Source organism: Nostoc sp. FACHB-110 (assembly GCF_014697425.1).
In the GTDB taxonomy this organism is placed as follows: domain Bacteria; phylum Cyanobacteriota; class Cyanobacteriia; order Cyanobacteriales; family Nostocaceae; genus Nostoc_B.
Genome location: NZ_JACJRU010000024.1, coordinates 43,067 through 67,795 on the forward strand (window position 1 = coordinate 43,067; position 24,729 = coordinate 67,795).

26 protein-coding genes are annotated in these 24,729 nt (G+C 41.5%); 19 read left to right on the forward strand and 7 right to left on the reverse strand.

What is annotated here, in order from left to right; genetic code table 11:
- Window positions 1-133: 133 nt before the first annotated feature.
- From serS to rpsN, 7 genes are all read left to right on the forward strand, one after another.
- The gene (serS, locus tag H6G69_RS20510; RefSeq protein WP_190690975.1) at window positions 134-1,414 is read left to right on the forward strand and encodes a serine--tRNA ligase; all 1,281 of its coding nucleotides are present in this window, start codon (window positions 134-136) and stop codon (window positions 1,412-1,414) included.
- 132 nt (window positions 1,415-1,546) lie between these two features.
- Entirely contained in the window at window positions 1,547-1,783 is a 237-nt protein-coding gene (locus H6G69_RS20515) for a type II toxin-antitoxin system Phd/YefM family antitoxin (RefSeq protein WP_190691037.1), read from the forward strand.
- Window positions 1,759-2,043 (forward strand): Txe/YoeB family addiction module toxin, encoded by a 285-nt coding sequence (locus H6G69_RS20520; RefSeq protein ID WP_242072127.1) that lies wholly within the window; start codon window positions 1,759-1,761, stop codon window positions 2,041-2,043. Before H6G69_RS20515 ends, H6G69_RS20520 begins: the two co-directional genes overlap by 25 nt.
- Before the next feature lie 64 nt (window positions 2,044-2,107).
- Window positions 2,108-2,350, forward strand: a complete 243-nt coding sequence (locus H6G69_RS20525; protein ID WP_190690976.1) for a hypothetical protein — start codon at window positions 2,108-2,110, stop codon at window positions 2,348-2,350.
- Window positions 2,351-2,536: 186 nt separating this feature from the next.
- On the forward strand, window positions 2,537-3,610 hold the full coding sequence (gene rseP, locus H6G69_RS20530) for an RIP metalloprotease RseP (RefSeq protein ID WP_190690977.1): 1,074 nt from the start codon (window positions 2,537-2,539) through the stop codon (window positions 3,608-3,610).
- Window positions 3,611-3,737: 127 nt separating this feature from the next.
- Window positions 3,738-4,406, forward strand: coding sequence for an endonuclease III (nth, locus tag H6G69_RS20535; protein ID WP_190690978.1), 669 nt, complete (start codon window positions 3,738-3,740; stop codon window positions 4,404-4,406).
- Between the two features lie 236 nt (window positions 4,407-4,642).
- Entirely contained in the window at window positions 4,643-4,945 is a 303-nt protein-coding gene (gene rpsN / locus H6G69_RS20540) for a 30S ribosomal protein S14 (protein ID WP_190690979.1), read from the forward strand.
- Window positions 4,946-5,085: 140 nt separating this feature from the next.
- Here the strand turns inward: rpsN and H6G69_RS20545 are convergent, their stop codons facing one another.
- On the reverse strand, window positions 5,086-5,415 hold the full coding sequence (locus H6G69_RS20545; protein WP_190690980.1) for a hypothetical protein: 330 nt from the start codon (window positions 5,413-5,415) through the stop codon (window positions 5,086-5,088).
- Window positions 5,416-5,519: 104 nt separating this feature from the next.
- Here H6G69_RS20545 and aat point away from each other — a divergent pair, with 104 nt between their 5' ends.
- The 4 genes from aat to phnE all read left to right on the forward strand — a co-directional run bounded on the left by aat (window position 5,520) and on the right by phnE (window position 8,956).
- Window positions 5,520-6,095 carry a leucyl/phenylalanyl-tRNA--protein transferase gene (aat, locus tag H6G69_RS20550; RefSeq protein WP_190690981.1) on the forward strand — a complete coding sequence of 192 codons (576 nt, stop codon included), beginning with the start codon at window positions 5,520-5,522 and terminating at the stop codon, window positions 6,093-6,095.
- A gap of 237 nt (window positions 6,096-6,332) precedes the next feature.
- Entirely contained in the window at window positions 6,333-7,313 is a 981-nt protein-coding gene (locus tag H6G69_RS20555) for a phosphate/phosphite/phosphonate ABC transporter substrate-binding protein (protein WP_190690982.1), read from the forward strand.
- A 138-nt stretch (window positions 7,314-7,451) separates the two neighbouring features.
- A complete protein-coding gene (locus H6G69_RS20560) occupies window positions 7,452-8,177 on the forward strand; it encodes a phosphonate ABC transporter ATP-binding protein (protein WP_190690983.1) in 726 nt (241 codons plus the stop codon).
- Window positions 8,171-8,956 carry a phosphonate ABC transporter, permease protein PhnE gene (gene phnE / locus H6G69_RS20565; RefSeq protein WP_190690984.1) on the forward strand — a complete coding sequence of 262 codons (786 nt, stop codon included), beginning with the start codon at window positions 8,171-8,173 and terminating at the stop codon, window positions 8,954-8,956. Before H6G69_RS20560 ends, phnE begins: the two co-directional genes overlap by 7 nt.
- Before the next feature lie 699 nt (window positions 8,957-9,655).
- Here the strand turns inward: phnE and H6G69_RS20570 are convergent.
- The 3 genes from H6G69_RS20570 to prfC all read right to left on the reverse strand — a co-directional run bounded on the left by H6G69_RS20570 (window position 9,656) and on the right by prfC (window position 14,814).
- Window positions 9,656-10,141 carry an RNA-binding protein gene (locus H6G69_RS20570; RefSeq protein WP_190690985.1) on the reverse strand — a complete coding sequence of 162 codons (486 nt, stop codon included), beginning with the start codon at window positions 10,139-10,141 and terminating at the stop codon, window positions 9,656-9,658.
- Window positions 10,142-10,826: 685 nt separating this feature from the next.
- A complete protein-coding gene (locus tag H6G69_RS20575) occupies window positions 10,827-13,079 on the reverse strand; it encodes a M48 family metalloprotease (RefSeq protein WP_190691038.1) in 2,253 nt (750 codons plus the stop codon).
- A gap of 106 nt (window positions 13,080-13,185) precedes the next feature.
- Entirely contained in the window at window positions 13,186-14,814 is a 1,629-nt protein-coding gene (gene prfC, locus H6G69_RS20580) for a peptide chain release factor 3 (protein ID WP_190690986.1), read from the reverse strand.
- 191 nt (window positions 14,815-15,005) lie between these two features.
- Between prfC and H6G69_RS20585 the strand changes: the two genes are divergently transcribed.
- The 8 genes from H6G69_RS20585 (at window position 15,006) to H6G69_RS20620 (ending at window position 22,118) form a co-directional block, all read left to right on the forward strand.
- Entirely contained in the window at window positions 15,006-15,347 is a 342-nt protein-coding gene (locus H6G69_RS20585) for a DUF4870 domain-containing protein (protein WP_190690987.1), read from the forward strand.
- A 301-nt stretch (window positions 15,348-15,648) separates the two neighbouring features.
- The gene (hemB, locus tag H6G69_RS20590; protein ID WP_190690988.1) at window positions 15,649-16,629 is read left to right on the forward strand and encodes a porphobilinogen synthase; all 981 of its coding nucleotides are present in this window, start codon (window positions 15,649-15,651) and stop codon (window positions 16,627-16,629) included.
- Window positions 16,630-16,957: 328 nt separating this feature from the next.
- Window positions 16,958-17,248: a DNA-binding transcriptional regulator gene (locus H6G69_RS20595; RefSeq protein ID WP_190690989.1), complete on the forward strand. Its 291-nt coding sequence runs from the start codon at window positions 16,958-16,960 to the stop codon at window positions 17,246-17,248.
- A 233-nt stretch (window positions 17,249-17,481) separates the two neighbouring features.
- Complete coding sequence (locus H6G69_RS20600) at window positions 17,482-18,465, forward strand: alpha-ketoacid dehydrogenase subunit beta (RefSeq protein WP_190690990.1); 984 nt, start codon at window positions 17,482-17,484, stop codon at window positions 18,463-18,465.
- Between the two features lie 228 nt (window positions 18,466-18,693).
- Window positions 18,694-20,115, forward strand: coding sequence for a protein translocase subunit SecD (gene secD / locus H6G69_RS20605; protein ID WP_190690991.1), 1,422 nt, complete (start codon window positions 18,694-18,696; stop codon window positions 20,113-20,115).
- Window positions 20,112-21,080 carry a protein translocase subunit SecF gene (gene secF / locus H6G69_RS20610; protein WP_190690992.1) on the forward strand — a complete coding sequence of 323 codons (969 nt, stop codon included), beginning with the start codon at window positions 20,112-20,114 and terminating at the stop codon, window positions 21,078-21,080. Before secD ends, secF begins: the two co-directional genes overlap by 4 nt.
- 75 nt (window positions 21,081-21,155) lie before the next feature.
- Window positions 21,156-21,548: a hypothetical protein gene (locus H6G69_RS20615; RefSeq protein ID WP_190690993.1), complete on the forward strand. Its 393-nt coding sequence runs from the start codon at window positions 21,156-21,158 to the stop codon at window positions 21,546-21,548.
- 111 nt (window positions 21,549-21,659) lie between these two features.
- Window positions 21,660-22,118, forward strand: coding sequence for a GNAT family N-acetyltransferase (locus H6G69_RS20620; RefSeq protein ID WP_190690994.1), 459 nt, complete (start codon window positions 21,660-21,662; stop codon window positions 22,116-22,118).
- On the opposite strand, the gene H6G69_RS20625 is transcribed toward H6G69_RS20620, so the two are convergent.
- The 3 genes from H6G69_RS20625 to prmC form a co-directional block, all read right to left on the reverse strand.
- Window positions 22,069-23,010: a sensor histidine kinase KdpD gene (locus tag H6G69_RS20625; RefSeq protein ID WP_190690995.1), complete on the reverse strand. Its 942-nt coding sequence runs from the start codon at window positions 23,008-23,010 to the stop codon at window positions 22,069-22,071. The two genes, H6G69_RS20620 and H6G69_RS20625, sit on opposite strands and share 50 nt — an antisense overlap.
- Window positions 23,011-23,062: 52 nt before the next feature.
- Window positions 23,063-23,659: an L-threonylcarbamoyladenylate synthase gene (locus tag H6G69_RS20630; protein ID WP_190690996.1), complete on the reverse strand. Its 597-nt coding sequence runs from the start codon at window positions 23,657-23,659 to the stop codon at window positions 23,063-23,065.
- 134 nt (window positions 23,660-23,793) lie between these two features.
- On the reverse strand, window positions 23,794-24,726 hold the full coding sequence (prmC, locus tag H6G69_RS20635; protein WP_190690997.1) for a peptide chain release factor N(5)-glutamine methyltransferase: 933 nt from the start codon (window positions 24,724-24,726) through the stop codon (window positions 23,794-23,796).
- Between the last annotated feature and the right edge of the window lie 3 nt (window positions 24,727-24,729).

Consider the following 24,729-nt stretch of genomic DNA (forward strand, 5'->3'; position numbering starts at 1 on the left):
GCAATTTAATTTTGTTTTATATTATTTAGACCTTTACCCCTGTTCCCTGTTCCTTGTTCCCTGCGGTATGCTGAAGTCTTGTATGTTAACTGTAATGAAAAGAAGATTCTAAGCTAAAGACTGAGAAAAATCTGTGCTGGATATTAAGCAAATACGGGAAAATCCGCAATTAGTTCAAGAACGGTTGAATAGTCGCAGTGGTAATTATGACATTCAGCCGATATTAGATTTAGATAAGCAACAACGAGAATTGGAGGCGAGTCGCAGTCAACTCCAAGCTCGGAGTAACGAAATTGGTAAACTTGTTGGGCAGAAAATTAAATCTGGCGTTAGTCAGCAAGACCCAGAAATCCAAGCTTTGCGTGATGAAGGGAATTCCCTTAAAGCGCAATTAAGCGAACTGGAACCAAAAGAAAAAGACATCAAAGCTGAAATTACTACACTTGTACTAGCACTGCCAAATTTACCCAGCGATTCTACACCTGTGGGTAAAAGTGAAGAAGAGAACGTAGAGGTAAGACGTTGGGGTGATGAATACATTCCCCAAAACCCGAATATTCTGCCACACTGGGAAATAGGCGAAAAGTTGGGGATTCTCAATTTTGAGCGTGCTGTAAAAGTTGCTCAAAGTCGCTTTGTGAACCTCATAGGGGCTGGTGCAGCGTTAGAGAGAGCATTAATTAACTTTATGCTGACGACGCAAACCGCAGCAGGTTATGTAGAAGTTAGTCCGCCCTTATTGGTAAATACAGATTCTTTAACAGGAACAGGTCAATTACCCAAGTTTGCGGAAGAAAGTTTTAAATGTGCTGATGATGAATTGTGGTTGATTCCTACAGCCGAAGTTCCTGTTACTAATCTTTATCGTGGGGAAATTTTAGCTGCGGAAAATTTACCAATTTATCATTGTGCTTATACTCCCTGTTTTCGTCGAGAAGCAGGCAGTTATGGACGAGATATGCGCGGTTTAATTAGGCTGCATCAATTTAATAAAGTGGAATTGGTGAAAGTTGTTCATCCCAGTTCTTCTTTTGATGAATTAGAAAAATTAGTAGGCAATGCAGAAGCAATTTTACAGGCTTTAAAATTGCCTTATCGTGTGATTAATCTCTGTACTGGTGATTTAGGTTTTGGGGCAACAAAAACTTATGATTTAGAAGTGTGGCTACCATCTTCTGGTAAGTATCGAGAAATTTCTAGTTGTTCTAATTGTTTTGATTTCCAAGCGCGGCGGGCAGATATTCGCTTTAAGGAAGCGGGTAAAAAAGGCACGCAATTTGTCCATACCTTAAACGGTTCCGGCTTGGCTGTGGGGCGGACTATGGCAGCAATTTTGGAAAATTATCAACAACCAGATGGCACAGTGAAAATACCAGAAGCACTGCAACCTTATTTAGGGAGAGAGGTACTGTAATCATTCATTTTGTCTAGGATAGTAAAAATCCTCCAGACTAGGCAGTATAACAAGGTGCGTTACATTTTATTAACGCACTCTTGTATGTTAGAAGATGAGCGAAAAATATTCACTGGTTAAGGTTGGTGGATGATGATTCCAATTAATGAAGCTCAACAACAATTACAAGATTTAATTGATTCAGTAAATCAATCCCATCAACCCATTGTTATTGCAGGCAAGAATAGTAATGCAGTGTTGATATCTGAAGCAGATTGGGCATCTGTACAAGAAACTCTCTATCTTCTCTCAATTCCTGGAATGCGGGAATTAATTAAAGAAGGACTAGCAACACCAATTGAGGAATGCAGTCGGGAGTTAGAATGGTGAGTTGGGGCTTGGTTTACACTAAACAAGCACAGAAAGATGCTACAAAACTAGCTGCAAGCAACTTAAGAGATAAGGCGCAAACGTTACTCGATATCCTTCAAACCAATCCTTTTCAGAATCCGCCACCTTACGAAAAGTTAGTGGGAGACTTAGACGGTGCATACTCTCGACGAATCAACATTCAGCATCGTTTGGTATATGAAGTGATTGAGTCCGAAAATACAGTGAAAATTTTGCGGATGTGGACTCATTATGAATAGAGTAGTGTTTGGTTAAGTATGGTGTGGCGATCGCTCAAAATATAATCAGAGAAGGCAAAGGTAAATGAAAACATTAGAAATAATTGTCAGTATTACTAGCGATCGCAAGTTGTTAATCAATTCTCCTATAGATATGCCGGTGGGTGAATATCATGCTGTCCTTGTAATAGAAGAGCAACCGATCCAAGATAGTATTCAAACTTCTGTTCAAAATGCTCAGGCTATTTTTAGAAAATATATTCCTGCTAGCAAGGAACTTTCGCAAGAGTTGATTGACGAGCGTAGATTGGAAGCTTTGAATGAGTAGAGTTGTTATAGATGCTTCTGATGTTTTAGTTTGAACGTTGGAATTGAAATTTAAGTAGTACGTTAGTACGTATGTGTACTTTACCTTAGACATAGCCTGAGCTTATCGGCTAGTTTAAATCTGTGCGTCCGTTCACCAACTACTACAATAAAAATATATATCCGAATATTTTGACTAATTTGCTTTATGTCAGTTTTAGCAGCGATCGCAGTCTTGGCTGTTTTAATTTTGGTACACGAACTGGGACACTTTGTAGCAGCAAGGTCTCAAGGCATTCACGTTAACCGTTTTTCTTTAGGGTTTGGCCCAGTTTTATGGAAGTACCAAGGAACGGAAACTGAGTATGCTGTCCGGGCGTTTCCTTTGGGCGGCTTTGTGGGCTTTCCCGATGATGACCCAGATAGTGAAATTCCACCCAACGACCCAAATCTGCTGCGTAACCGTCCTATTTTAGATCGGGCGATCGTCATCAGTGCCGGAGTGATAGCAAATTTAATATTTGCCTATTTAGTGCTAGTTCTGCAATTGGGTATTGTTGGCATTCCAGAAAAGTTCAATTATCAACCTGGCGTAGTTGTTCAACCAGTTAACGAACAATCTATTGCTTATCAAGCAGGCATTAGAGAAGGAGATATTGTTTTAGCCGTAAATGGTCAAGAACTTCCTGCATCTGAACAATCTGCCGCTATTCTCACCAAAGAAATTCAAACTCATCCCAATCAAGAAATTGAACTGAAAGTTCTACAGAAAAATCAACCAGTTTCTCTTAAATTAACACCAACCCAAGGGTCAGATGGCAAAGGTCTAGTGGGGATTCAACTAGGGCCAAATGGTAAACCAGTTTATCGTAGTCCTAACAGTCCTTTTGAGATTTTTGGGATTGCTGCTAACCGCTTCCAACAATTATTTGTCGGCACACTTAATGGTTTTGGACAGTTAATTACTAACTTTAAACAAACTATCGGTCAAGTTTCTGGCCCAGTTAATATTGTTAAAGTTGGTGCTAAATTAGCTGCTGATGACAGCACTAATTTGTTATCTTTCGCGGCAATTATCAGTATTAACTTAGCCATTATTAATATCTTGCCTTTACCTGCATTAGATGGCGGACAATTAGCTTTTCTATTGATTGAAGGTTTGCGTGGTAAACCATTACCCAGCCGCATTCAAGAAGGTGTAATGCAAACTGGCTTAGTGCTACTTTTAGGACTAGGAATTTTCCTAATTGTTAAAGAAACTATCCAGTTAACGACTCAGTAGAATTGGTGCAAAATTAAAGCACTTAAACAAAGCCTGCCTGTGCAGGCTAATTTATTTTTTAATTACTAATTTTTGAGTAAAGAGGCAATTATTTTTGACTTTTGCCTTTTTACTTTTTACTTGTGCTATGACAACCACTCGCAAATCTCCATCTAAAAAACAACGGGCGTTAGAAATTCTCACTCGCATCAAGTCTCTTTACCCCGATGCAACTTGCTCATTAAATTATTCAACACCTGTACAATTACTCGTAGCCACAATTCTCTCGGCTCAGTGTACAGATGAGCGAGTTAATCAAGTTACCCCTGCTTTATTTGGTCGTTTTCCTGATGCCGCAAGTTTAGCAAATGCTGATATAGAAGAGTTAGAAAATTTGGTGCGCTCTACAGGGTTTTATCGCAATAAATCTAAAAATATTCAAGCTGCTTGTCGGATGATTGTAAGTGAGTTTGATTCGGTTGTGCCTAATCAAATGGAGCAGTTATTAAAATTACCGGGTGTGGCTCGCAAAACGGCAAATGTAGTTCTAGCTCATGCTTATGGGATTAATGCTGGGGTGACGGTGGATACTCACGTTAAACGTCTGAGTCAACGCTTGGGTTTAACAAAGCATTCTGAGCCTGTCAAAATTGAACAAGATTTAATGAAGTTATTACCCCAACCAGATTGGGAAAATTGGTCAATTCGGCTGATTTATCACGGTCGAGCTATTTGTAAAGCTCGTTCACCTGCTTGCGGGGCTTGTCAGTTGGCTGATTTATGTCCTACTGCTCATAAAGTGATGACAATAGGCTAGGCAAATAAAATCAGTTAACAGTGAACAGTAAACAGTAATCAAGCTTGAAAGTCTCTGTGTATATGGGTTTTGTGAGAAGCTGATGTTTTTAATACATCTGGCAACAGCTATACATCACTGTTTACTGATAACTGCTCACTGATAACTGATAACTGCTCACTGATAACTGTTAATAAGTATCCCTAGAATTGATGGGGACACTGTAGAATGGAAAATGCTGTCTTTATTTAGAATGTATGGCGAAGAAGAGTATGATTGAGCGCGAGAAAAAACGCGCCAAATTAGTTGAAAAGTATGCCCAAAAGCGTGAAGCTCTGCTGGTTGAGTTTCAACAAGCTGAATCTCTAGAAGATAAACTGGACGCTCACCGCAAAATCCAACAATTACCCCGTAACAGTGCGCCTAACCGTCGCCGGAATCGTTGCTGGGTAACTGGTCGTCCCAGAGGTGTTTACCGTGACTTTGGACTGTCTCGGAACGTTCTGCGGGAATGGGCGCACGAAGGTTTGTTACCTGGAGTAGTTAAGTCTAGCTGGTAGGTACTAGTGAACCAGTGCGGTCTTGGGGGTTTCCCCCATGAGCAACTGGTGTTAGCGCAGCGTTAGCGAGCTTGCGAGCGTCACCTGAAGGGTCATTGGTCATTAGTTATTTGCTAAGGACAAAGGACAAATGACAAAAATCATTGACCACAACAACGGTCTATACCCAGACTTTCTAAGAGTAGATCGCTAACGGCGTTAGCGATCGCAAACTCTCCATAAAAGCTTTTGGAAAAATCAAACGCTTGCATCTCGGTGACAATGGCAATGACTAGAGAACCTAGGTCGTTTTCTCCTTCCATCCGTTGACGCACAAAGATTTGCGCGGCTCGTTGGGCAATCTGCTGGTTGATTGCTTCCGGGATAAATTCTGCATCCAGCCACCGCAACAAACGCTCTTGTAACCACTCACCTTCAAGGTAGGGATTGTTAGCTGGTGGTAGGGTGATAGGCGGGATTGGTTGTGTCATCTTTGGTAAATGCAGAGGAACCTAAGGATATTGCAGAGGAGCGCAGAGGATGGAGATAACATCAGATTGCGTTCCTCTGATATTTTTTATTTGTAATTTTATCTATGCAATATGATATCGCTGCTATTATTCAACGTTATGCTCAAGGCTATTTTCTCATGGCTGATGACGATCATGGCTTGGGTTGGTATGTTAGCCGCGATCGCACTTTGATTCCATTAGATGAGCAATTTCGCTACCCTAAGTCTTTGCAGCGTGTCTTGAATCAAGAGCGTTTTACGGTAGCGGTTAACCGCGATTTTCCGGCGGTTGTTGCGGGCTGTGCTAACCGCGAAACAACTTGGATTTCCGATGAATTAAAAGAAATTTACTTCTTACTTCACAAAGCGGGTTTTGCTTATAGTTTTGAAACTTGGCAAGGTGACGAACTCGCTGGGGGAATTTTAGGTATTGTAATTGGCGGTGCTTTCATTGGGGAATCAATGTTTTACCAAATTCCTGATGGCTCAAAGGTGGCAATGGTTAAGTTGGTAGAACGATTGCGCCAAAGGCAATTTGTCTTATTCGATGCCCAAATGATGAACCCTCATCTAGAACGCTTTGGTGCTTATCTCATTGATGATGAAGAGTATCAAGCTTTACTGCAAACAGCATTGCAACATCACTGTTCTCTAATTTGACTATGACGAATCACTCTGGTTACTGACTTGGAAAAATTATAAATCCTTATCTATTAATAAAATAATTTGCTATCTATATATCAAGTTAATAGCTTATTTCTATATTCTGACGCATTTTTAATCTGTGTCAGACACCTTCTATTGACTTTTATTCCTAAAAGTTTTAGATTCTTTCATTGAGATAGTTGATACTTTTTTTCAAAAATATTGCTAATAGTTCCTAACGGAGAGTTAGAAATGAGTGTGAGTAAAAAGGGCTTGTTGGGTACTGGTGCTGCCTGTGTAGCACTAGGGAGTATGGTTGCCACCACTTTTGGAGTAATGCAGACGACTAATGCTAACTCCATTTCTAATCAACAAGCACCAGTCTTACTTGCCCAAGGTAAAAAACTAAGTAATTTAACAGTAATTTTTCCTAGCCGTTCTGATTCAACAGATTTGCAAAATAAAGCTAATGCTGTTGCAAAATTTTTGTCTAACGAATTAAGAATTCCTGTCAAAGCCCAAATTGGTGATGATACGGCGGCGGTGGAAGCTTTAAGAGCAAATCGCGCTGATGTGGCTTTTTTAAGCAGCCGTCCGGCTTTAAAAGCAGAACAATTAGCAAATGCTAAGTTGTATCTAGCCGAAGTCCGCGACAATTATTCTGGCAGATACACTTACAACTCAGTATTTGTCGTTCCTAACAATAGCCCTCTGAAAACCAGAAATAACGCTAAAGCAACTTTAGAACAATTACGCGGTAAGCGAATGGCGTTTACTTCGCCGACTTCTGGTTCTGGGTTTATTTTCCCTGTGAGCGAGTTAGTTAAACAGGGATTTGTCCCCAACCGCGATCGCATGGATGGGTTCTTTGGGCAAATCGCTTATGGTGGTAATTACAGCAAAGCTTTGCAAGCAGTCGTGCGTGGGCAAGCAGATGTAGCAGTTGTTTCTGAGTATGCTTTGTTCCCTCCGTATATTACAGCCCAAGAAAAGAGCCAGTTAAGGGTACTACATAAAATTTCTGGTGTTCCTGCCCACGGTATCGCTATTGATGATGATGTTCCTGTTCAAGACAGAGAAAGACTCATAAATGCTTTACTCAAGTTAAATCAGTCACAAAATAATCAACTACTACGCAATTTATATAACTCCAATGAATTGGTAAGAGTTGATCATAATCGTCACCTCGCACCAGTTCGTGAAGCACTCAACCGAGTGGGAATTGCACCTTAATTAATAGTGCTGAGTGCTGAGTTGAAAGTGCTGAGTTAAACAGCTGCGGATTATATACCGAACTTATTATTACTAAGTAATTTGTATTTACTCAGCACTCAGCACTCATATCTCAGCACTTTTATGGAGAGGTATAGGATGAGTAATTTTGTAATTGAATGTCATAACCTGGAGACAGCTTATGCTGCTTCTCTGAATCGTCCTATCCTGAATGGAATTAATTGCCAAATCAAAGAGGGTGAATTTGTTGTTTTACTAGGACTTAATGGTGCAGGTAAATCCACATTGTTGCGATCGCTTGTGGGATTAGTCCCTTTCACCAAGGGAGAAATTCAAATTAATGGGGTGACAATGACTCCGCGCACACTCCCCCAAATTCGCCGTGATATTGGGATGTTATTTCAGGGAGGCGGATTAATTCGGCAGTTGTCAGCCATTGATAATGTGTTGTGTGGCAGACTTGGCGTCAGGACAACTTGGCAGACATTATTTGGCTTTCCAGGACGCGATCGCCTTTTAGCGATGGATTTATTGGCACAGTTAGGTTTAAAAGAACAAGCCTATCAAAAAACTAGTCAACTCAGTGGTGGACAACAACAACGAGTAGCGATTGCCCGGGCATTAATTCAATCACCGCAGATTCTTTTAGCCGATGAACCGATTACAGGCTTGGATGTTGTCGCCTGTCAACAGGTGATGGAAACTTTATCCCAATTACACCAGCAAGGGATGACGATTGTGACAGTGTTGCACGATTTAGGCATAGCTGCAAAATATGGCCAACGTGCGATCGTCTTAGAAGCTGGACGCATCGTTTATGACGGACTTTGTGAAAACTTGCAAGCCCAATTCGCCAAATGTTAAATTCTAAAATTCTTCGCCGTTACCCTTGGATGAGTCCTTTACTCATCCTTTTAATTGCTGTAGTAATTTATGCTTGGGCTTTGCGAGGTATCAAAGTCGATTTTGAATTATTAACATCTAGCTGGCCTTATATTACTGATTTTGTTTCTCGGTTATTTCCCCCGGATACCACAGTTATCGATATAGCAATTAAGGCATTAATTGAAACAATTCAAATGTCTTTATGGGGAACCACCATCGGGGCAATTTTATCTTTACCTATTGCGGTAGCAAGTGCTAGTAATGTTGCACCTAGTTGGTTGCAATGGTTGGCAAACTTACTGCAAAATGCTGTGCGTTCTGTCCCTTCAATTATTTTAGGGTTGATTTTCGTCGCCGCTACAGGCTTAGGCGCACCTGCGGGAACTTTAGCATTATCAATTTACACCATTGGCTATTTAGCAAAGTTTTATCAACAAGCGATCGAAGCGGTAAATGCCAAATCCTTAGAATCTTTGCAAGTAATGGGTGCATCGAGATTTCAGATTGTGCAGTACGGCATCTTACCCCAAGTCTTACCTTTGGGATTAGGCTACACCTTATGGATGTTTGAATATAATATCCGCGCTGCTTCAGTTTTGGGTGTAGTTGGTGCTGGTGGAATTGGCTTTCAATTGAAGAGTTATATTGACGGTTTCGAGTACAACAAAGCCACAACTATGATGTTAGTACTGTTAGTAGTTGTAACTGTGATTGATGCTTTTAGTAGTAAATTACGCCAGCGTCTAGATTCGATGTAGCTCTTCTTTTTCCTCTAAAGTATCAAAAGAGAGTTAATTGCAAAGATTGGATTATGAAATTCAGAAAGTCATTTTAAAGAAATTAGGACTTACGCAAAATATCTCTCAAACTCTCATTTCTCCGTGAACTCTGCGCCTCTGTGGTAGCCTGCGGCAAGCCGCTATCGCGTCTACGATTTTCCGTAGCTTGTGCGTAAGTCCTGGAAATATTGGATAATACAGCACTTTGCTATACATGATTATCTGAAGCCTAAAGGCACACATTAAAAACCCTCCAGTCTATCTGCTTACCAGATTTTGAGACTGAAGGGATAAAGGTATTGCTAGGTTTAAGCCTTTTGTTGAACAAAAAAGGTTTAAAGCTGTTTTCAATAAAATATGCGTAAGCAGTTAGAAAGATTCTAGTGCAAGAGTGCTATTCTCTCTCATGCTGGCGGTTCGGAACTCTGGAAGATTTGAACAAACCTAGTGGAGTTGAACCAAAGCGATCGCAATTGCTAATAAACTTGTCTTTTTTAGTTAATCACCTATAAAACAAGCCATAACATCTCTTGAGCAGAGTAACTAAAAGTTAACCAAATATTACGTCTAACCTTTGCGATCGCACTGACAACAATCGACTAAATTTAGAACTTATAGATAATTAAAAATTAAAAACCATCAGCTTGATTTTTAATTTTTAACTTCTACCCACTAGGCTTAGTTTGTTGTTTGTGCTGCCAGCATTTGCTTGAGCTTTTCTAGTTCAGATGCCCAACGTGGATCTGGACGAATAGCATCAGATTCAGTGCTTGTGTTACTTTCGCTGCGTCCGCCACCACTGCGTTTAGACTTCTTAGAGCCTTTGTCGCGGCGATTATTTTCTTTATTGCTGCTAGGAGTAGGACTGCTAGTAGCAGCTTTTGGAGCTTGCTCTTCGCCTTCTTCACCCTTTGTTCTGGGCAATGCTTTCTCTAGCTTAATTGGGGTGTCTTTGAACATCTGACCATTATATTTTTCAATAATTTGATCAGCTTGTTCGTCATTGTTGACAGTTAAAAAACCAAACCCACGACATTTTCCAGTTTTCCGGTCTTTGATTAATTTCGTGGTGACAGCATCGCCTTCTGCTGCAAATACAGCTTGCAGGTCTTGACGATCTATTTCTTCTTTTGGCAAATTGCCTATATATAGGCGAACAGACATGAACTATACCTCCAGAGTTGATGAACGTAGCAAGGCAAGAGAACAATCACTTGGCTTTGGCTTTTAAATAGATGCTATTAACCAAAATTGCCATAAACCAATTTCTTTTAATCCAAACTGCCAACCTATACAATACAGTTTTTTGTTTGGATAAAGCTTTTTTATTACAAAAGCGCACACAACGCGCGGCTAATACCACCTTAATTCTAAAATTAGTAAATTAATTAGCCTACTGTCTGCCACAGTAAACATTTTTCTTAATGTCCTTGCCCGCAGAATTTAACACCATTCCTTACATTATCACGGTATCTTCTACGTAGCTAGTTCAGAACACACATTTCTCACTATATTGCCAGTATATCGTAACATAAAATACATTTTTTTCTCAATAACAGATATGGGAAACAAAAACCAGCCAATGGCTGGTCGATTGCTGCTGTGTTGGGAGGATAAAAAGATGCATTGGCGCAAGCAGCCGATCACACGAACTAAGCTGGGTTGCTTAATGATGACGGTTGCTAGGGATATTGTTAATAAATGTAACACTTGTGAAGAAATGTTGCAAATTTTTTCATGAATCAAAAAACAGGAAGAGAACATTTCAGACTAGCCTGCGGCAGACCCGAAGGGTCTACACACTTCATACTTCATACTTCATACTTCATACTTCACACTTCATACTCCCTCAACCTACAAGAAAAATATAAGCACCCCAAGCCTGGGCTAATACAGCCAAAATAGTTGACCAAATTGGGTGATGGCTGTAAAAAGTTTTGCCGCCTTGAGTTTGCAAAGTTTGGATATCAATCCAAGGTGTAGCACCTCGGCGGAACCAACCTGTAACAGTAATTTGGCGACCAATCAAATCTTGGGGGTTGATTTTCTGCCCTAAGCTTAACCAAGGAACGTGATGTAATTTGATTAAACCTGTGCTGGATTGCAAAATGAAGTCTTGAGCGAGGGAATTGGCAGTACCAGGACGACCTAATAGCTTACCAACTAGTTTGACATTAGTGCTATCGATGGGCAGGCTGGATGGATTTGCTAACAGCTTAGATAAACTATCATCAACTGGAAAACTGGCATTTTTGAGATCGGGAAAAAAGGTATTCATCCGAATAACTAAGCCGATACTAAAACCAATCAGTAAGCAGCCACTTACAAAAGTCCAATCTTCATAAATCCACTTCAAGTTTAAAAACTTGAGGGAAAATGCAGTTTGCCAACTCAGCCAAATTAATGCTGCAAAGATAAAACCCAAGGGGATACCCACAAAAGGAGCAATTTGGAGTAAGAAAGATTGGCGGGTAGTTTTGATTGATTGTTGGCGAGCGAGATGGAGTTCGGTTTCTACGTGCCAATGACGGGCAATTTGACACAAACGTCCGGCGCGATCGCCAATTAAAGGATGACTATTATTGATAGTGAACCACCAAGAATAGGGATTGAGATGATCCCACATTAGGGCGCATTCAAAGGGGATATGTCCAACAACGCTACCCAAAGATAAACTTTGTTGGTAGCCCACAGGCATCAAGAGATTAAAACTTTCTAGTTCGTAATTAGTTTTTTGGGCTTTTTGCACATCAAAAGCAATTCCAATAGCGATTTTGAGTAAAGCACGAATTAAAGCATTAGGATTGCCAGTAATTTCGGCAGCTAGGCGATCGCTATAATCAATTCTTAAGCGCGATAACCACAAACCCGTCCCAGTAACTAAACACCATAAACCATAAGTCAAGCTAGCCAAAATATTAAATGGCCAGCGCACAAAACCTTGAGGTAAACTATTTCCCCAATCTGATATTTGCTGATATAGCCTGTAAATCGGTAGTGTAATCAACAAAATCAGCGACATCACCAAATAGTCACCGTGGGAGATGTGTCCTAATTGAGTCGCATAGATAGAGGCAATTTCATCATCTGCCAGTTGGTGTAATAATCCTTCACTAACGACAATACGAGCATTGCGGGGAAGATTGCCGTAGGTTAGGGCTATGGGTGCAGCTATAGGTAGAATTCGCAGTTGTGGTACTTGCCAGCGTTTTTGTTGACAGTAACGTTGTAATACTCTACCTGTTTCCCGGCTGTAATTGTGCAAACTATCTTTGGATAACGGTTGCTGTCCATAATATCTAGTTAGTAACCAATCTAGTAGCCAAGGAGATAAGGCGATCGCACTTAAGACAATTCCCAAGACAACCACCGTTGGGTCGCGGTAAAATAACTGTATTGGCTCTAGGTAAGGTAGCTTGATTAATATCAAGTTGACTGATGTCATGGCCAATTCTAATATTGCCCGCAATACCCAAAACACAGCAACAATTGTTCCTAATCCCAGCAAACGTAAGGGTATTAGGTTGGGTTTGCGTAAAGGTTGCCAGACTTTAGCGCGTTTAGCTTGTCGCCAGTAAAGCTTGGGTTGGGGTGGTGTATAGCCTTCAGATTCAACTAAAGCACCTGTGGCTGGAGTTTTAGAGCCACCTTGATGCACTATAGATGTTTCGATGTAATTATTTTGCCAGCTTGGTGATGACATGGATGCTTGATAATCAGCTTTGTCTCTCTGCTTTGAAGAGACAGGCGAGCCTTTACCGTTTTTGGCGGCAGAATTATCGAAAGCAACAAAGCCACTCTCAGCTTTTTTGGCTACTTTTTTCCGTTTTTTAGCTTGGATTAAATGTTCGAGGGCGCGTTCTGCCCACTCTTGAACTTGACTATTATCGCTTGTTTTTAAAGTTTCACAGATGGCGATCGCCTTACGGACTTCGCCAGTGCGTGCATAGGCCATTACTAAACCAACACGAGCTTGTAAGCTAGTAGTACCATTGACTTGACCACTAGCCACAGACTCTAGTTGAGCGATCGCTGCTTGGTAATTTCCTTGCTTGAGGGCAGTTAAACCAGCCTCCAAAGATGATTCAGCATGTGAAGGCATAGAAATTCTGGCACTCCAATCTCTGCTAACTGATTCACGGTTAGATAAAACGCGACCCCGCGATGCCGTGGACATCAACTATACCCGATTGGTCTACCAAAATGAATTATGACTCCACTGGTGCTTGACCATAAAATACGGGTGCGATCGCGCTAAGTTTTAAATCAGGATGGTCTTCTAGTAATTGATGGCAATTCCACTCATTGCGAAATAGCAATACTGGTCGATCCATACTATCTTTGACTGTGGTGGTGTTAAATAAACGTCCCACCTTGGTCAAAGCTTCCCAACCACCTTCTACCCAACGAGCAACGCTGTAAGGTAATAAATCTAAATAAGTTTCTACACCATACTCGTTTTGTAAACGAAACTGTACCACTTCAAATTGCAACTGACCAACCGCCGCCAAAATTGGTTCGCGTTTAGACTCATCAGTTGAGTACATAATCTGTACAGCACCCTCTTCGCGCAGTTCCGAAATCCCTTTTTGAAATTGCTTAAACTTTGAGGGGTTGGGGTTTCTCAGTGTGGCAAATAATTCCGGAGAAAAATACGGAATTCCCTCATATTCCAGCTTTTGACCAGTGTAAATGGTATCACCGATCGCAAATACGCCAGGATTATTCAAACCAATTACATCACCTGGATATGCCACATCAATTGATTCTCGTTCTTGAGCAAAGAGTTTTTGCGGACGAGATAGCCGCACAGCTTTACCTGTACGCGCATGATTGACTGTCATATCTTTTTCAAATCTGCCAGTGCAGACCCGGACAAAAGCAATGCGATCGCGATGTTTTGGATCCATGTTTGCTTGCAGTTTGAACACAAAGCCGGAAAATTCCGGGTAGGTGGGAGGAACTTCACCCACACTGCTGTTGTGAATACCTGGTTTGAGGGCGTAGTCCAAAAACGACTTAAGGAATAACTCTACGCCAAAGTTGGTCATGGCGCTACCAAAAAACACCGGGGTCATCTTCCCTTGATGTACCAATTCCAAATCTAGTTCCGGGCCGACTCCCTCTAAAAGTTCCAAATCGTTTTTGAGTTGGTAATATAGGTCTTCTTCCAGCAGTTGTTCAATTTTGGCATCCCCTAAATCAACAACTGTGTCGCGGGCTTCTTTGCTACCGTGGGCGCTACGTTCAAACAAGTGAATTTGTTGTTGCTGGCGATCAAATACACCCTTAAAGCGATCGCCCATCCCAATCGGCCAATTCACGGCGTAAGTCTGCAAACCTAATTCCTGTTCAATTTCATCTAACAGTTCTAAAGGTTCTCTACCCGGACGGTCAAGTTTATTGACAAAGGTAAAAATCGGTAAACCCCGCAGTTTACAAACTTCAAATAATTTGCGAGTTTGCGGTTCCAAGCCTTTAGCCACATCAATTAACATCACCGCATTATCAGCTGCAGCTAAAGTACGGTAGGTATCTTCACTAAAATCTTGGTGTCCAGGCGTATCTAGGAGATTAATTTGACAGTTTTGATATTCAAACTGTAATACAGTCGAGGTAATCGAAATACCCCGTTGTTGTTCCATCGCCATCCAGTCGGAGGTGGCTTTGCGTTGCGCCCGCCGCGCTTTTACCGCCCCAGCCTCGTGAATTGCACCTCCATACAGGAGTAGCTTTTCTGTGAGTGTAGTTTTACCCGCGTCAGGGTGAGAAATAATTGCAAAGTTGCGTCGCAGTTCTACCGCTTGGTGAAGTTCTGACTGAATCTCAGTTGACATAGTTAACCTAAATGTATTCCTTACCTTGTTACTTTACTTAACTTAATTTTTCTCTACTTTAGTAAGTCTTTTAATCTTAAAACAACGAGGCTCGTGATAGGGTCAAAGAGTCAATGGTCAATGGTCATTTGTCCTTTGTCATTGATTTTTATCTCTAACCTCTAGCCTCTAGCTTCTAAAAGGAGAAAAGAATGTACGACCCAGACAAGCGAAAGCTTTTCTCGGCTTTGTGTCATGCAGCCATTTTTTTCAGTACAGCTTTTGTATCAGTCGGCATACCCATTGCTATGCTATTTATCTCTAACGATCCTGTTGTGCAAGAAAATGCCAAAGAATCTATTAATTTCCACTTTAATGTTTGGATTTATGGAATTATTATTACAGCATTGATTTGGTTGACTTTGGGTTTGTTATTCCCCTTAGCTGGTATTGGCTATTTGCTGCATTGGGGACTAACAATTTGGGCGATCGCTCGTATACTTACCAATCCAGATCAACCTTTTCGCTATCCCTTCATCTTCCGTGTCTTATAGCACAATCATGTCAATTGCTAATAAAAAATTGAGCGTTCGTAATATAACAATCTCTCAAAACTCTCTGCTTCTTTGCGCCTGGAGCGTGAGCATTAAAAATTAATATTTTTCTGCGTAACTGTTAGCTACATTAAGCGCCGACCAAGCAGTAAAATACAAAATTGCCCTACAGCTTCATCAAGAGTAGGGCAAAGGACAGTTAAGCACTGATTGTAGTCTGTCCGACTGCGGCAGAGAAAATCTCTGCTTTTGTGACGCTTTGTTTTGTGTCCATCGCATTATATCCCCCTTACAAAACATTATGTTCCCCATACAACGCCCCCGCCGTCTGCGTAGCCATCCTCAACTGCGCCGGATGGTACGTGAAACTGTCCTCACAACCAGTGATTTGATTTACCCTTTGTTCGCCGTACCAGGTACAGGTATTGCCAACGAAGTCAAATCTATGCCTGGAGTCTACCAACTATCGGTAGATAAAATTGTCGAAGAAGCCAAAGAAGTTTATGACTTAGGAATTCCCGCCATTATTTTATTCGGTATTCCTGCGGATAAAGATACAGATGCTACTGGTGCTTGGCATGATTGTGGCATAGTCCAAAAAGCGGCGACTGCTGTGAAAGAAGCAGTACCAGATTTAATTGTGGTGGCTGACACTTGCTTGTGTGAATACACCAGTCACGGTCACTGTGGCTATTTACAAGTTGGTGATTTGACAGGACGGGTATTAAACGACCCCACCTTAGAATTGCTCAAAAAAACAGCAGTCTCTCAAGCCAAAGCTGGTGCAGATATCATTGCCCCATCAGGGATGATGGATGGCTTTGTTCAAGCAATTCGGGCAGGTTTAGATGAAGCGGGATTCCAAGACACACCGATTTTGTCTTATGCTGCTAAATATGCTTCGGCTTATTATGGCCCATTCCGGGATGCCGCCGAATCTACACCGCAATTTGGCGACAGAAGAACTTACCAAATGGATCCTGGTAACGCCCGTGAAGCCATTAAGGAAATTGAATTAGATATAGCCGAAGGCGCGGATATGCTAATGGTGAAGCCGGCTTTGGCATACATGGATATTATTTGGCGAGTGAAGGAAGCAAGTAATTTGCCCGTTGCGGCTTACAATGTTTCTGGTGAATATTCCATGATTAAAGCCGCGGCTCTCAACGGCTGGGTTGATGAAGAGCGCGTAGTTATGGAAACTTTAACCAGCTTTAAACGGGCTGGTGCAGATTTAATTTTAACTTACCACGCCAAAGATGCTGCCCGTTGGTTGCGGTAGGTTGATTTTTTCAGTTGTATTTCATCTCACGCTCAAGGCGCAGAGGCGCGAAGTCTTTCTTTGTGTTTTTGTGTTTAGGCGTGAGATTGTTGTGTATAAATATTTTACTGATTTTAGGATTTATCAGTAGGATTTTCCCTTATACCCTTACACCCAGTCTCAACAAATAATCTTTATGCGTATTCCCTAAAGGAATTACCTCGTTTGCTAGAGGAACGAGCGATCGCTTATCCAATAAAATAATTGACAAATTCTTGGCAATTGGTCTTTTTGGTCAATTGATTTAATAAATTAACTTTTAAATTATTTTAAAGGGGAGCATGGAATTATGGATATGCAAGTCCTGAGAGAGCGTGCTGGACTTAGCCGTGCTGAGGTAGCCTTCAGGCTTGCAATCAGTGAAACGAGCGTTCGCAACTGGGAAGCCGGACGCACGGAACCAACAATGACACCAAAAAAATATGTAGAAGCTTTGCGTTTGTTTAGATGTACACCAGAAGAATTAGCCGCCGCCAGCGAAAAGTCCATTAATCAACGACATAAACGTAAACCAGGCAGACCAAAACGCTTTCCTGATAATCAGGTAGCTCAGATGACGGATTCGCCAGTTTGTACCTGATAGTCTGCTAACTGTAGCATAGCCACTGATAAAATCTAGTTTATGGTGATAGCTTGGGTGAGCAAATCTGGTGTATCAAACAGAAACTAGGGACTAGAGTTAAGAAAATGTTTGAGACTCTCTAGCCTCTAATCTCTATTTTTAAGTCAAAATTTGACTAGTGCGATCGCTCACGATATTAGCCACGAAGGCACGATAAGATTCTAAAACAACAGTCGGAACTAAAGGTTTAAATGGCAGAAACATTATTTTTCAACGCTCTGCGCGAAGCCATTGATGAAGAAATGGCGCGTGATTCCAGTGTATTCGTGCTTGGTGAAGACGTAGGACACTACGGCGGTTCCTATAAAGTTACCAAAGACCTATACAAAAAGTATGGTGATTTGCGAGTTTTAGATACTCCCATTGCCGAAAATAGCTTTACTGGTATAGCAGTCGGGGCGGCCATGACTGGGTTGCGACCGATAATTGAAGGAATGAACATGGGCTTTCTGCTCCTAGCCTTCAACCAAATTTCTAACAACGCCGGGATGTTGCGCTATACCTCCGGCGGTAACTTTAAGATTCCAATGGTAATTCGTGGCCCTGGTGGTGTTGGTAGACAACTCGGTGCAGAACACTCCCAACGTTTAGAAGCATATTTCCAAGCTGTACCAGGATTAAAAATTGTTGCTTGCTCCACCCCCTATAACGCTAAAGGATTGCTCAAAGCAGCCATTCGTGATGACAACCCAGTGCTGTTTTTTGAACACGTACTGCTGTATAACTTGAAAGAAAATTTACCAGAAGAAGAATACATCCTGCCTTTAGATAAGGCGGAAGTGGTGCGTAGTGGTAAAGATGTCACAATTCTTACCTATTCCCGGATGCGTCATCATGTGATGCAAGCCGTGAAAGCTTTAGAAAAACAAGGTTACGACCCAGAAGTAATTGATTTAATATCACTCAAACCATTAGATTTTGATACCATCGGCGCATCAATACGCAAAACTCACCGCGTGATTGTTGTGGAAGAGTGTATGAGAACTGGTGGTATTGGCGCAGAGTTAACCGCCTCAATTAACGATCGCTTGTTTGATGAATTAGATGCGCCTGTTTTGCGTTTATCTTCTCAAGATATTCCCACACCTTATAACGGCACTCTAGAGCGTCTTACCATCGTCCAGCCAGAGCAAATCGTCGAAGCTGTACAAAAAATGGTCGCAATGCGGGTTTAAAAAAATCTGAAGTGTGAAGTCTGAAATCTGTTCGCCTTTGGCACTCCGGGTTGCGTAGCGTCTGAAATATGAACTTCAGCCTAAACTGCCATAAGACGCTGTGCATTTTTCACACTTCATACTTCATACTTCATACTTCATACTTCACACTTCATACTTCACACTTCATACTTTCCGTAACTCAATCAAAGAGCGTTATTATAGCGTTTGTCAGTTGCGAGTTATGATATGCAAAGACAGCAGTCGCTATTAGCTTTGATATTAGTGTTGGTAATCGCTGCGATCGCGGTGATTGCCACAATTCCAGTGCCTCTGGGGTTAGATTTGCGGGGCGGTTCCCAGCTTACAATTCAGGTAAAACCTACCCAAGAAATTAAACAAATCACCGACCGTGAATTGGACGCGGTGAAGAAAGTAGTCGAAGGTAGAATTAACAGCCTTGGTGTTTCCGAACCAGTCATCCAAACCGTAGGTGCAGATAAAATATTAGTACAGTTGCCAGGGGTAAACGACCCAGAGCAAGCAGAAAGAGTACTAGGTGGCACAGCACAATTAGAATTTCGTCAACAAAAACCAGGAACAGAAACTCAAGTGTTTGCCTTTCAATCCTCGCGCGCAGAACTGAAAGCCAAGCAGCAAGAATTACGCAACAGCAAAGATAAAGCTGCAGTTGCCAAGAATCAAGAAGAATTACAAAAAAATAATCAAGCAATTTTAGATTTGTTTGAAAGTACCAACCCCCCACTCAATGGGCAGTATCTCAAAGATGCTTATGGTGAACCCACTCAAGGTAACAATTGGAATGTTGCTATTCGCTTCGACCAAAAGGGTGGGGAATTATTCGCCGAACTTACAAAGAATCTAGCTGGTACAGGTCGCAGTATCGGTATTTTTCTCGATAACGAACTCATCAGTGCGCCTGTAGTTGGCCCTGAATTTGCTGCAACTGGGATTACTGGTGGTGCAGCGGTCATTACAGGACGCTTTACCGCCCAACAAGCCAATGATTTAGGCGTACAGTTGCGTGGTGGTGCTTTACCCGTACCCGTAGAAATTGCTGAAATCCGTACTGTTGGGGCTACCTTGGGACAAGACAGTATTGTTAGCAGCATCTATGCTGGTGCTGGTGGTCTGTTTTTAGTATTAATATTTATGATTTTGTACTATAGACTACCAGGATTAATTGCGGATATTGCTCTAATTATCTACGCAATTCTGACTTGGGCTTGCTTTTCTTTGTTGGGTGTAACTCTCACACTGCCAGGGATTGCTGGTTTTATCCTCAGTATTGGGATGGCGGTAGATGCTAACGTCCTAATTTTTGAGCGCACAAGAGAAGAATTACAAGCAGGTAAGTCATTGTATCGTTCTGTGGAATCTGGCTTTTACCGAGCTTTTTCTAGTATCTTAGACGGCAACGTCACAACAGTTATTGCCTGTGCTGCGCTATTCTGGCTAGGTGCTGGTTTGGTTAAAGGCTTTGCTTTAACTTTGGCTTTAGGTGTAGTAGTGAGTATGTTTACAGCCATTACCTGTAGTCGTACTTTCATGTTTGTGGCAATTTCGATTCCTGCACTGCGAAAACCAGAATTTTTCTGTCCCAATTTGTCAGCATCAGGAGCATCTAATAAGACTGAGGTAGCGCAATGAAACTGAGTATTAATAAATCGCGATCGCTTTGGTGGTTTCTTTCATCTGCCATCATTATAGCGGGGATAATCTCAATGATTATTTCTTGGCAAAACCCCAATATTCGCGCGCCCCTACGTCCTAGTTTAGATTTTATCGGTGGCACAAGATTACAATTTGAAAGGGATTGCTCTCAACCTAAGAACTGCGAGCAACCACTTGATATTAATGTTGTTCGAGAAGTTGCCAAAGAACAAGGACTAGGTGATAGTAGTATCCAAATTGTCGCTGATAAAGAAACAGGTGCAGAAAACGGGATATTAATTAGGACGAAAAATTTAAACCGCGATCAGCGTACCCAGTTGCAAAATGCTCTCAGCGCAAAAGTTGGTACTTTTGACCAGCAGAAAAATCAAATTGATACTGTTGGCCCGACTTTAGGGCGAGAATTATTTACCTCTGGGGTGATCGCCTTGATTGTATCCTTTGGGGGGATTGTTGTTTACTTGGCTTTCCGATTCCAGCTAGATTATGCCGTCTTTGCGATCATTGCTCTGTTTCATGATGTAGTCATGACAACAGGCATATTCTCAATTTTAGGTCTGGTTTTGGGAACTGAAGTCGATAGCCTCTTTATTGTCGCTTTATTAACAATTACAGGTTTCTCTGTCAACGACACAGTAGTAATTTACGATCGCATTCGAGAAACACTCAAAACCAATCCCAATCGCCCCATTGCTGAGATTGTAGATGATGCGGTTAATCAAACTTTGTCTAGGTCAATCAACACTACTTTAACAACTTTGTTGACTTTATTTGCCATTTTTCTGTTTGGGGGAGCAACACTCAAAAACTTTGCCTTAGCTCTAATTATTGGCTTCACAGCAGGCGCTTACTCCAGTATTTTTATTGCTAGTACTCTCTTAGCTTTATGGCGAGAACGTACAGGTAAATCTAATCTGGGAACAAGCAACGAAGCAATTTAATCTACGGAAAATTATTTCATCAAAATTTTCTTATTTTCCCTCTACTTATCAATCTCCTGCTTCTCGTAGTGAAATATGGATCAATCTGAACAGCCACAAATAACTGACCCATCGTTTGCTCAACAAGTACAGAAACTACATCAGCTGACTGTATACGGCAGATGGTTGTTTGTTACTTTTTTATGGCTGACCATAGTACCTTTTTGTCTATGGGATTTACGCTCCGAGATTGCTTTGTGGCAGCAATATTTTACCTGGGTAGCGGTACGGTATGGGCTTCTCTATCATCCCCTGTCTACCCTAGGATTAAGCTTCTGCATTGGGATGACCGTTGCTGTTTTAGTTTGGCAAAGCCGCAATATTTTAATTGGGCTACCACAACAAGAAAAAGAACGTTTAGAAAAACAAGTTTGTCGCATCCGCCAGCAGGGGCCCACTCATCCTCTATGGAAGTTAATTTGTCAGTAAATCTTGAATAAAAAAATTTATCCGGCTTGTAAATATACCTATGTAAAATATTTAGCACAATATGACTAAACCAAAGCAAAGATACTTATTGCTACAATTGAGCGCCTACAAATGAAATATCCTCAGATTAGATTTAGCGATCGCCACTCTGATGTAGACCTTTACCAACTCCAAGAGCTATTTAATATTTCTGCTTTTTGGGCTAAAGGACGTAGCATCGAGGATTTAGGCATAGCCGTTACCAATAGCGACCCAGTGATTTCTCTGTGGGATGAGACAAAACTGATTGGCTTTGCCAGAGCAACTTCTGATGGTATCTATCGCGCCACAATCTGGGATGTGGTAATTCACCCAGACTATCAAGGAACGGGACTAGGAAGTAAGTTAGTTGAGACTGTTTTGAGTCATCCCCGTATGAGGTGGGTTGAGCGAGTCTATTTAATGACAACTCACCAACAGGGATTTTACGAAAAAATTGGTTTTCAACCCAACAGCACTACAACTATGGTGCTAAATCAATCTAAACAGCTTGGTTCTCTATCGGCTGCGGAACTCCAGTTTCAGGAATAGCGAGGGGAATAACAATTTGTACCCTAGTCAGCACTTCCATTGATTCTTTTGTTGTATGGGGAAGTATTTCTAACTTCCCTCCCATCACATCTAACAAAGTTTGATTAAGTAATAATTTCATTCCTGGTGATAAAGTAGCCTGCTCATTTTGCGTTTGGGGAGGCTCTATATTAGTTTGCATTAAATCAATCGGTTCACTGTTAAATAATGCTTGGCTAGGTACATCTAAACAAATATTAACTGTCTGATTAGGAGATGAAACACTACTAGAAAGATGAATACTTCCTTCTTCCATTTGCGCGATCGCAGTGTCTATTAAATTGACTAATACTTGGCGTAGCCAACGGTGATCAGCCAAAACAAAAATTGTGGGATCGGCTGGTGACACACGCAAGGAAAAATTGCGATTGGCTGCCAACATATAAGTTAAATCTTTAACTTCTTGAAAAATTGTTTCTAAAGAGCGCGGCTGAATATTTAATTTATTTGTCCCATATTCTGTTCTGGCTACACTGAGAATTTCATCCATCAAACTGAGTAATTTCAAAGCTTTTTCATGGGCTTGTTCAATAAATTCTCGTTCTTCTGCGGGATTTTCACATAAATCTGACAAAATCAATTGATGCAAGCCAATCAAACTGTTAAGTGGCGATCGCAATTCATGGGTAGTCCGCGCCAAAAATCCGGCTTTAAACTGGCTCATTTCTTGTGCCATTTGATATGCTAGCTGCGTTTGTTTGATTTCTTGCAGCAGTTCTGGCACATTTTGTTGTACTGGTGATTCTCCTGGCAATGAGGGAAATTCCTGATTTTTTGACCTGCGAATTAACTGGCCTAAACCCATTCCCAATCCTAATCCAACGCCGATATATACCCAGTTGCTCCAATCCATAATTTGGCAATAATTAACTTTTTAAGAGAACACAATCATACAAAACCACGGATTAATTCAGTGTGATTTCACCCTGACGCAAAATTTGCCAATTTGTCCCTGTCCATTTAGCAACAGTAGAAGGTACACCAACTCCTAAGCCTTCATTAGTAGCCAAGGACAACGCATCAGGAAACTGTACAGCAATTTCCGCCATTGTTGATAACGGCGGTTGTCCTGAAAAATTAGCACTTGTTGTGGCTAAAGGCCCAGTTTTCGCCAAAATAGCACGAGCGATCGCACTATTAGGTACGCGAATACCAATGGTAGTAGGATCGTTAGGGTTCATTGCTGGAGGTAAGCGTAGGCGTAGCCCGTCGGAGACATCGCTAGCTGGTAACACCAAAGTTAACGCCCCAGGCCAATATTTGTTGACTACTTGTTGCCAAATTTCATACTCATCTTGGCTACCTTTGACGTAAGGCCACAAATCCTCAGCCCTAGCAGCCATCAAAATCAAAGGTTTATCTTGACTGCGCTGTTTCGCCGCAAAAATTAATCCTGCTTTTTCTGGCAATGTTGCAAGTGCAGGTACAGTATCGGTAGGAAAACTCACCAATTGACCAGCGCGTGCGCCAGCTATCAGAGTTTCTAAATTTACTAAAGCCATGATTACGCAATAAAACTTAGGAGTTATGAATGGAAAAAAAGCGATTTGTTTATTTTCGCTTTTATCTCCCAAAATTCATAACTCCTATATGCTTGGATAAAATTCGCAGCTTTTAAAATCCACCCAGGTAGATTTTATCTGTGTAGACAAAGTTTTTCAGTTCTATAAGCTAAAGCAAAACGTTCAATTCCTTCCAAATCATGATGAATTTGGATATTGCAATAGCTACCCTGATTTTGCAAAAGTTCTCGCACTGTATTGGCTTGTCCTGCCATCATCTCAATTAGCCAAAGGCCACCAGGTCGCAAATACTCAGGAGAGACACTAATTAAATGACGGATATCGTCTAAACCATCACTACCGCCATCTAAAGCCAAATGCGGTTCATGCTGCTTAACTTCTGGTTCTAGGGTAGCCACGGTTGCTGTGGGAATATAGGGCGGATTGGAAACCATCGCACTCACTTGTCCTTTTAAGGATGCTAATGGCTGCCACCAAGAACCTTGATAAAATTGCACCCGATGAGTAAATCCCAAATTTTTGGCGTTGGTTTGGGCAATTTCTAAGGCGGCAAGACTGTAATCAACAGCATGAATAGTGGCTTGGGGTAATGCGTCTGCTAGTCCAATGGCGATCGCACCACTGCCTGTTCCCAAGTCAACCCAGTGTCCTTGGTCTAAGGGTGGGTTGGCTGCACTCCCATTTATCGCTGACACAGCTAAATCAATTATGCATTCTGTCTCTGGTCGGGGAATTAAAACCGCATTCGACACCGCTAATTTAAATTGTCGCCAAGGCGTAACCCCAGCAATATACTGCACTGGTAAGCGATCGCGCAGTCGTCTTTGCCAAAGCTGTTCTAAATCTACCAAAGACATTGCGATCGGGATTTCCAACCAGTCTTTGAAAGATTCTAAACGCAGTGCCAAGCGGTCTAAACCAGCAATTTCTTGCAGCAGCCAATCAACTTCGTATGGTGGTACAGCAGAGGCGATCGCACCTTGGATTGCTTGATTTCGCCACTGCCACAGTTCTCCACCAGAAACTACCGACTGTTGCTCCATCATGTT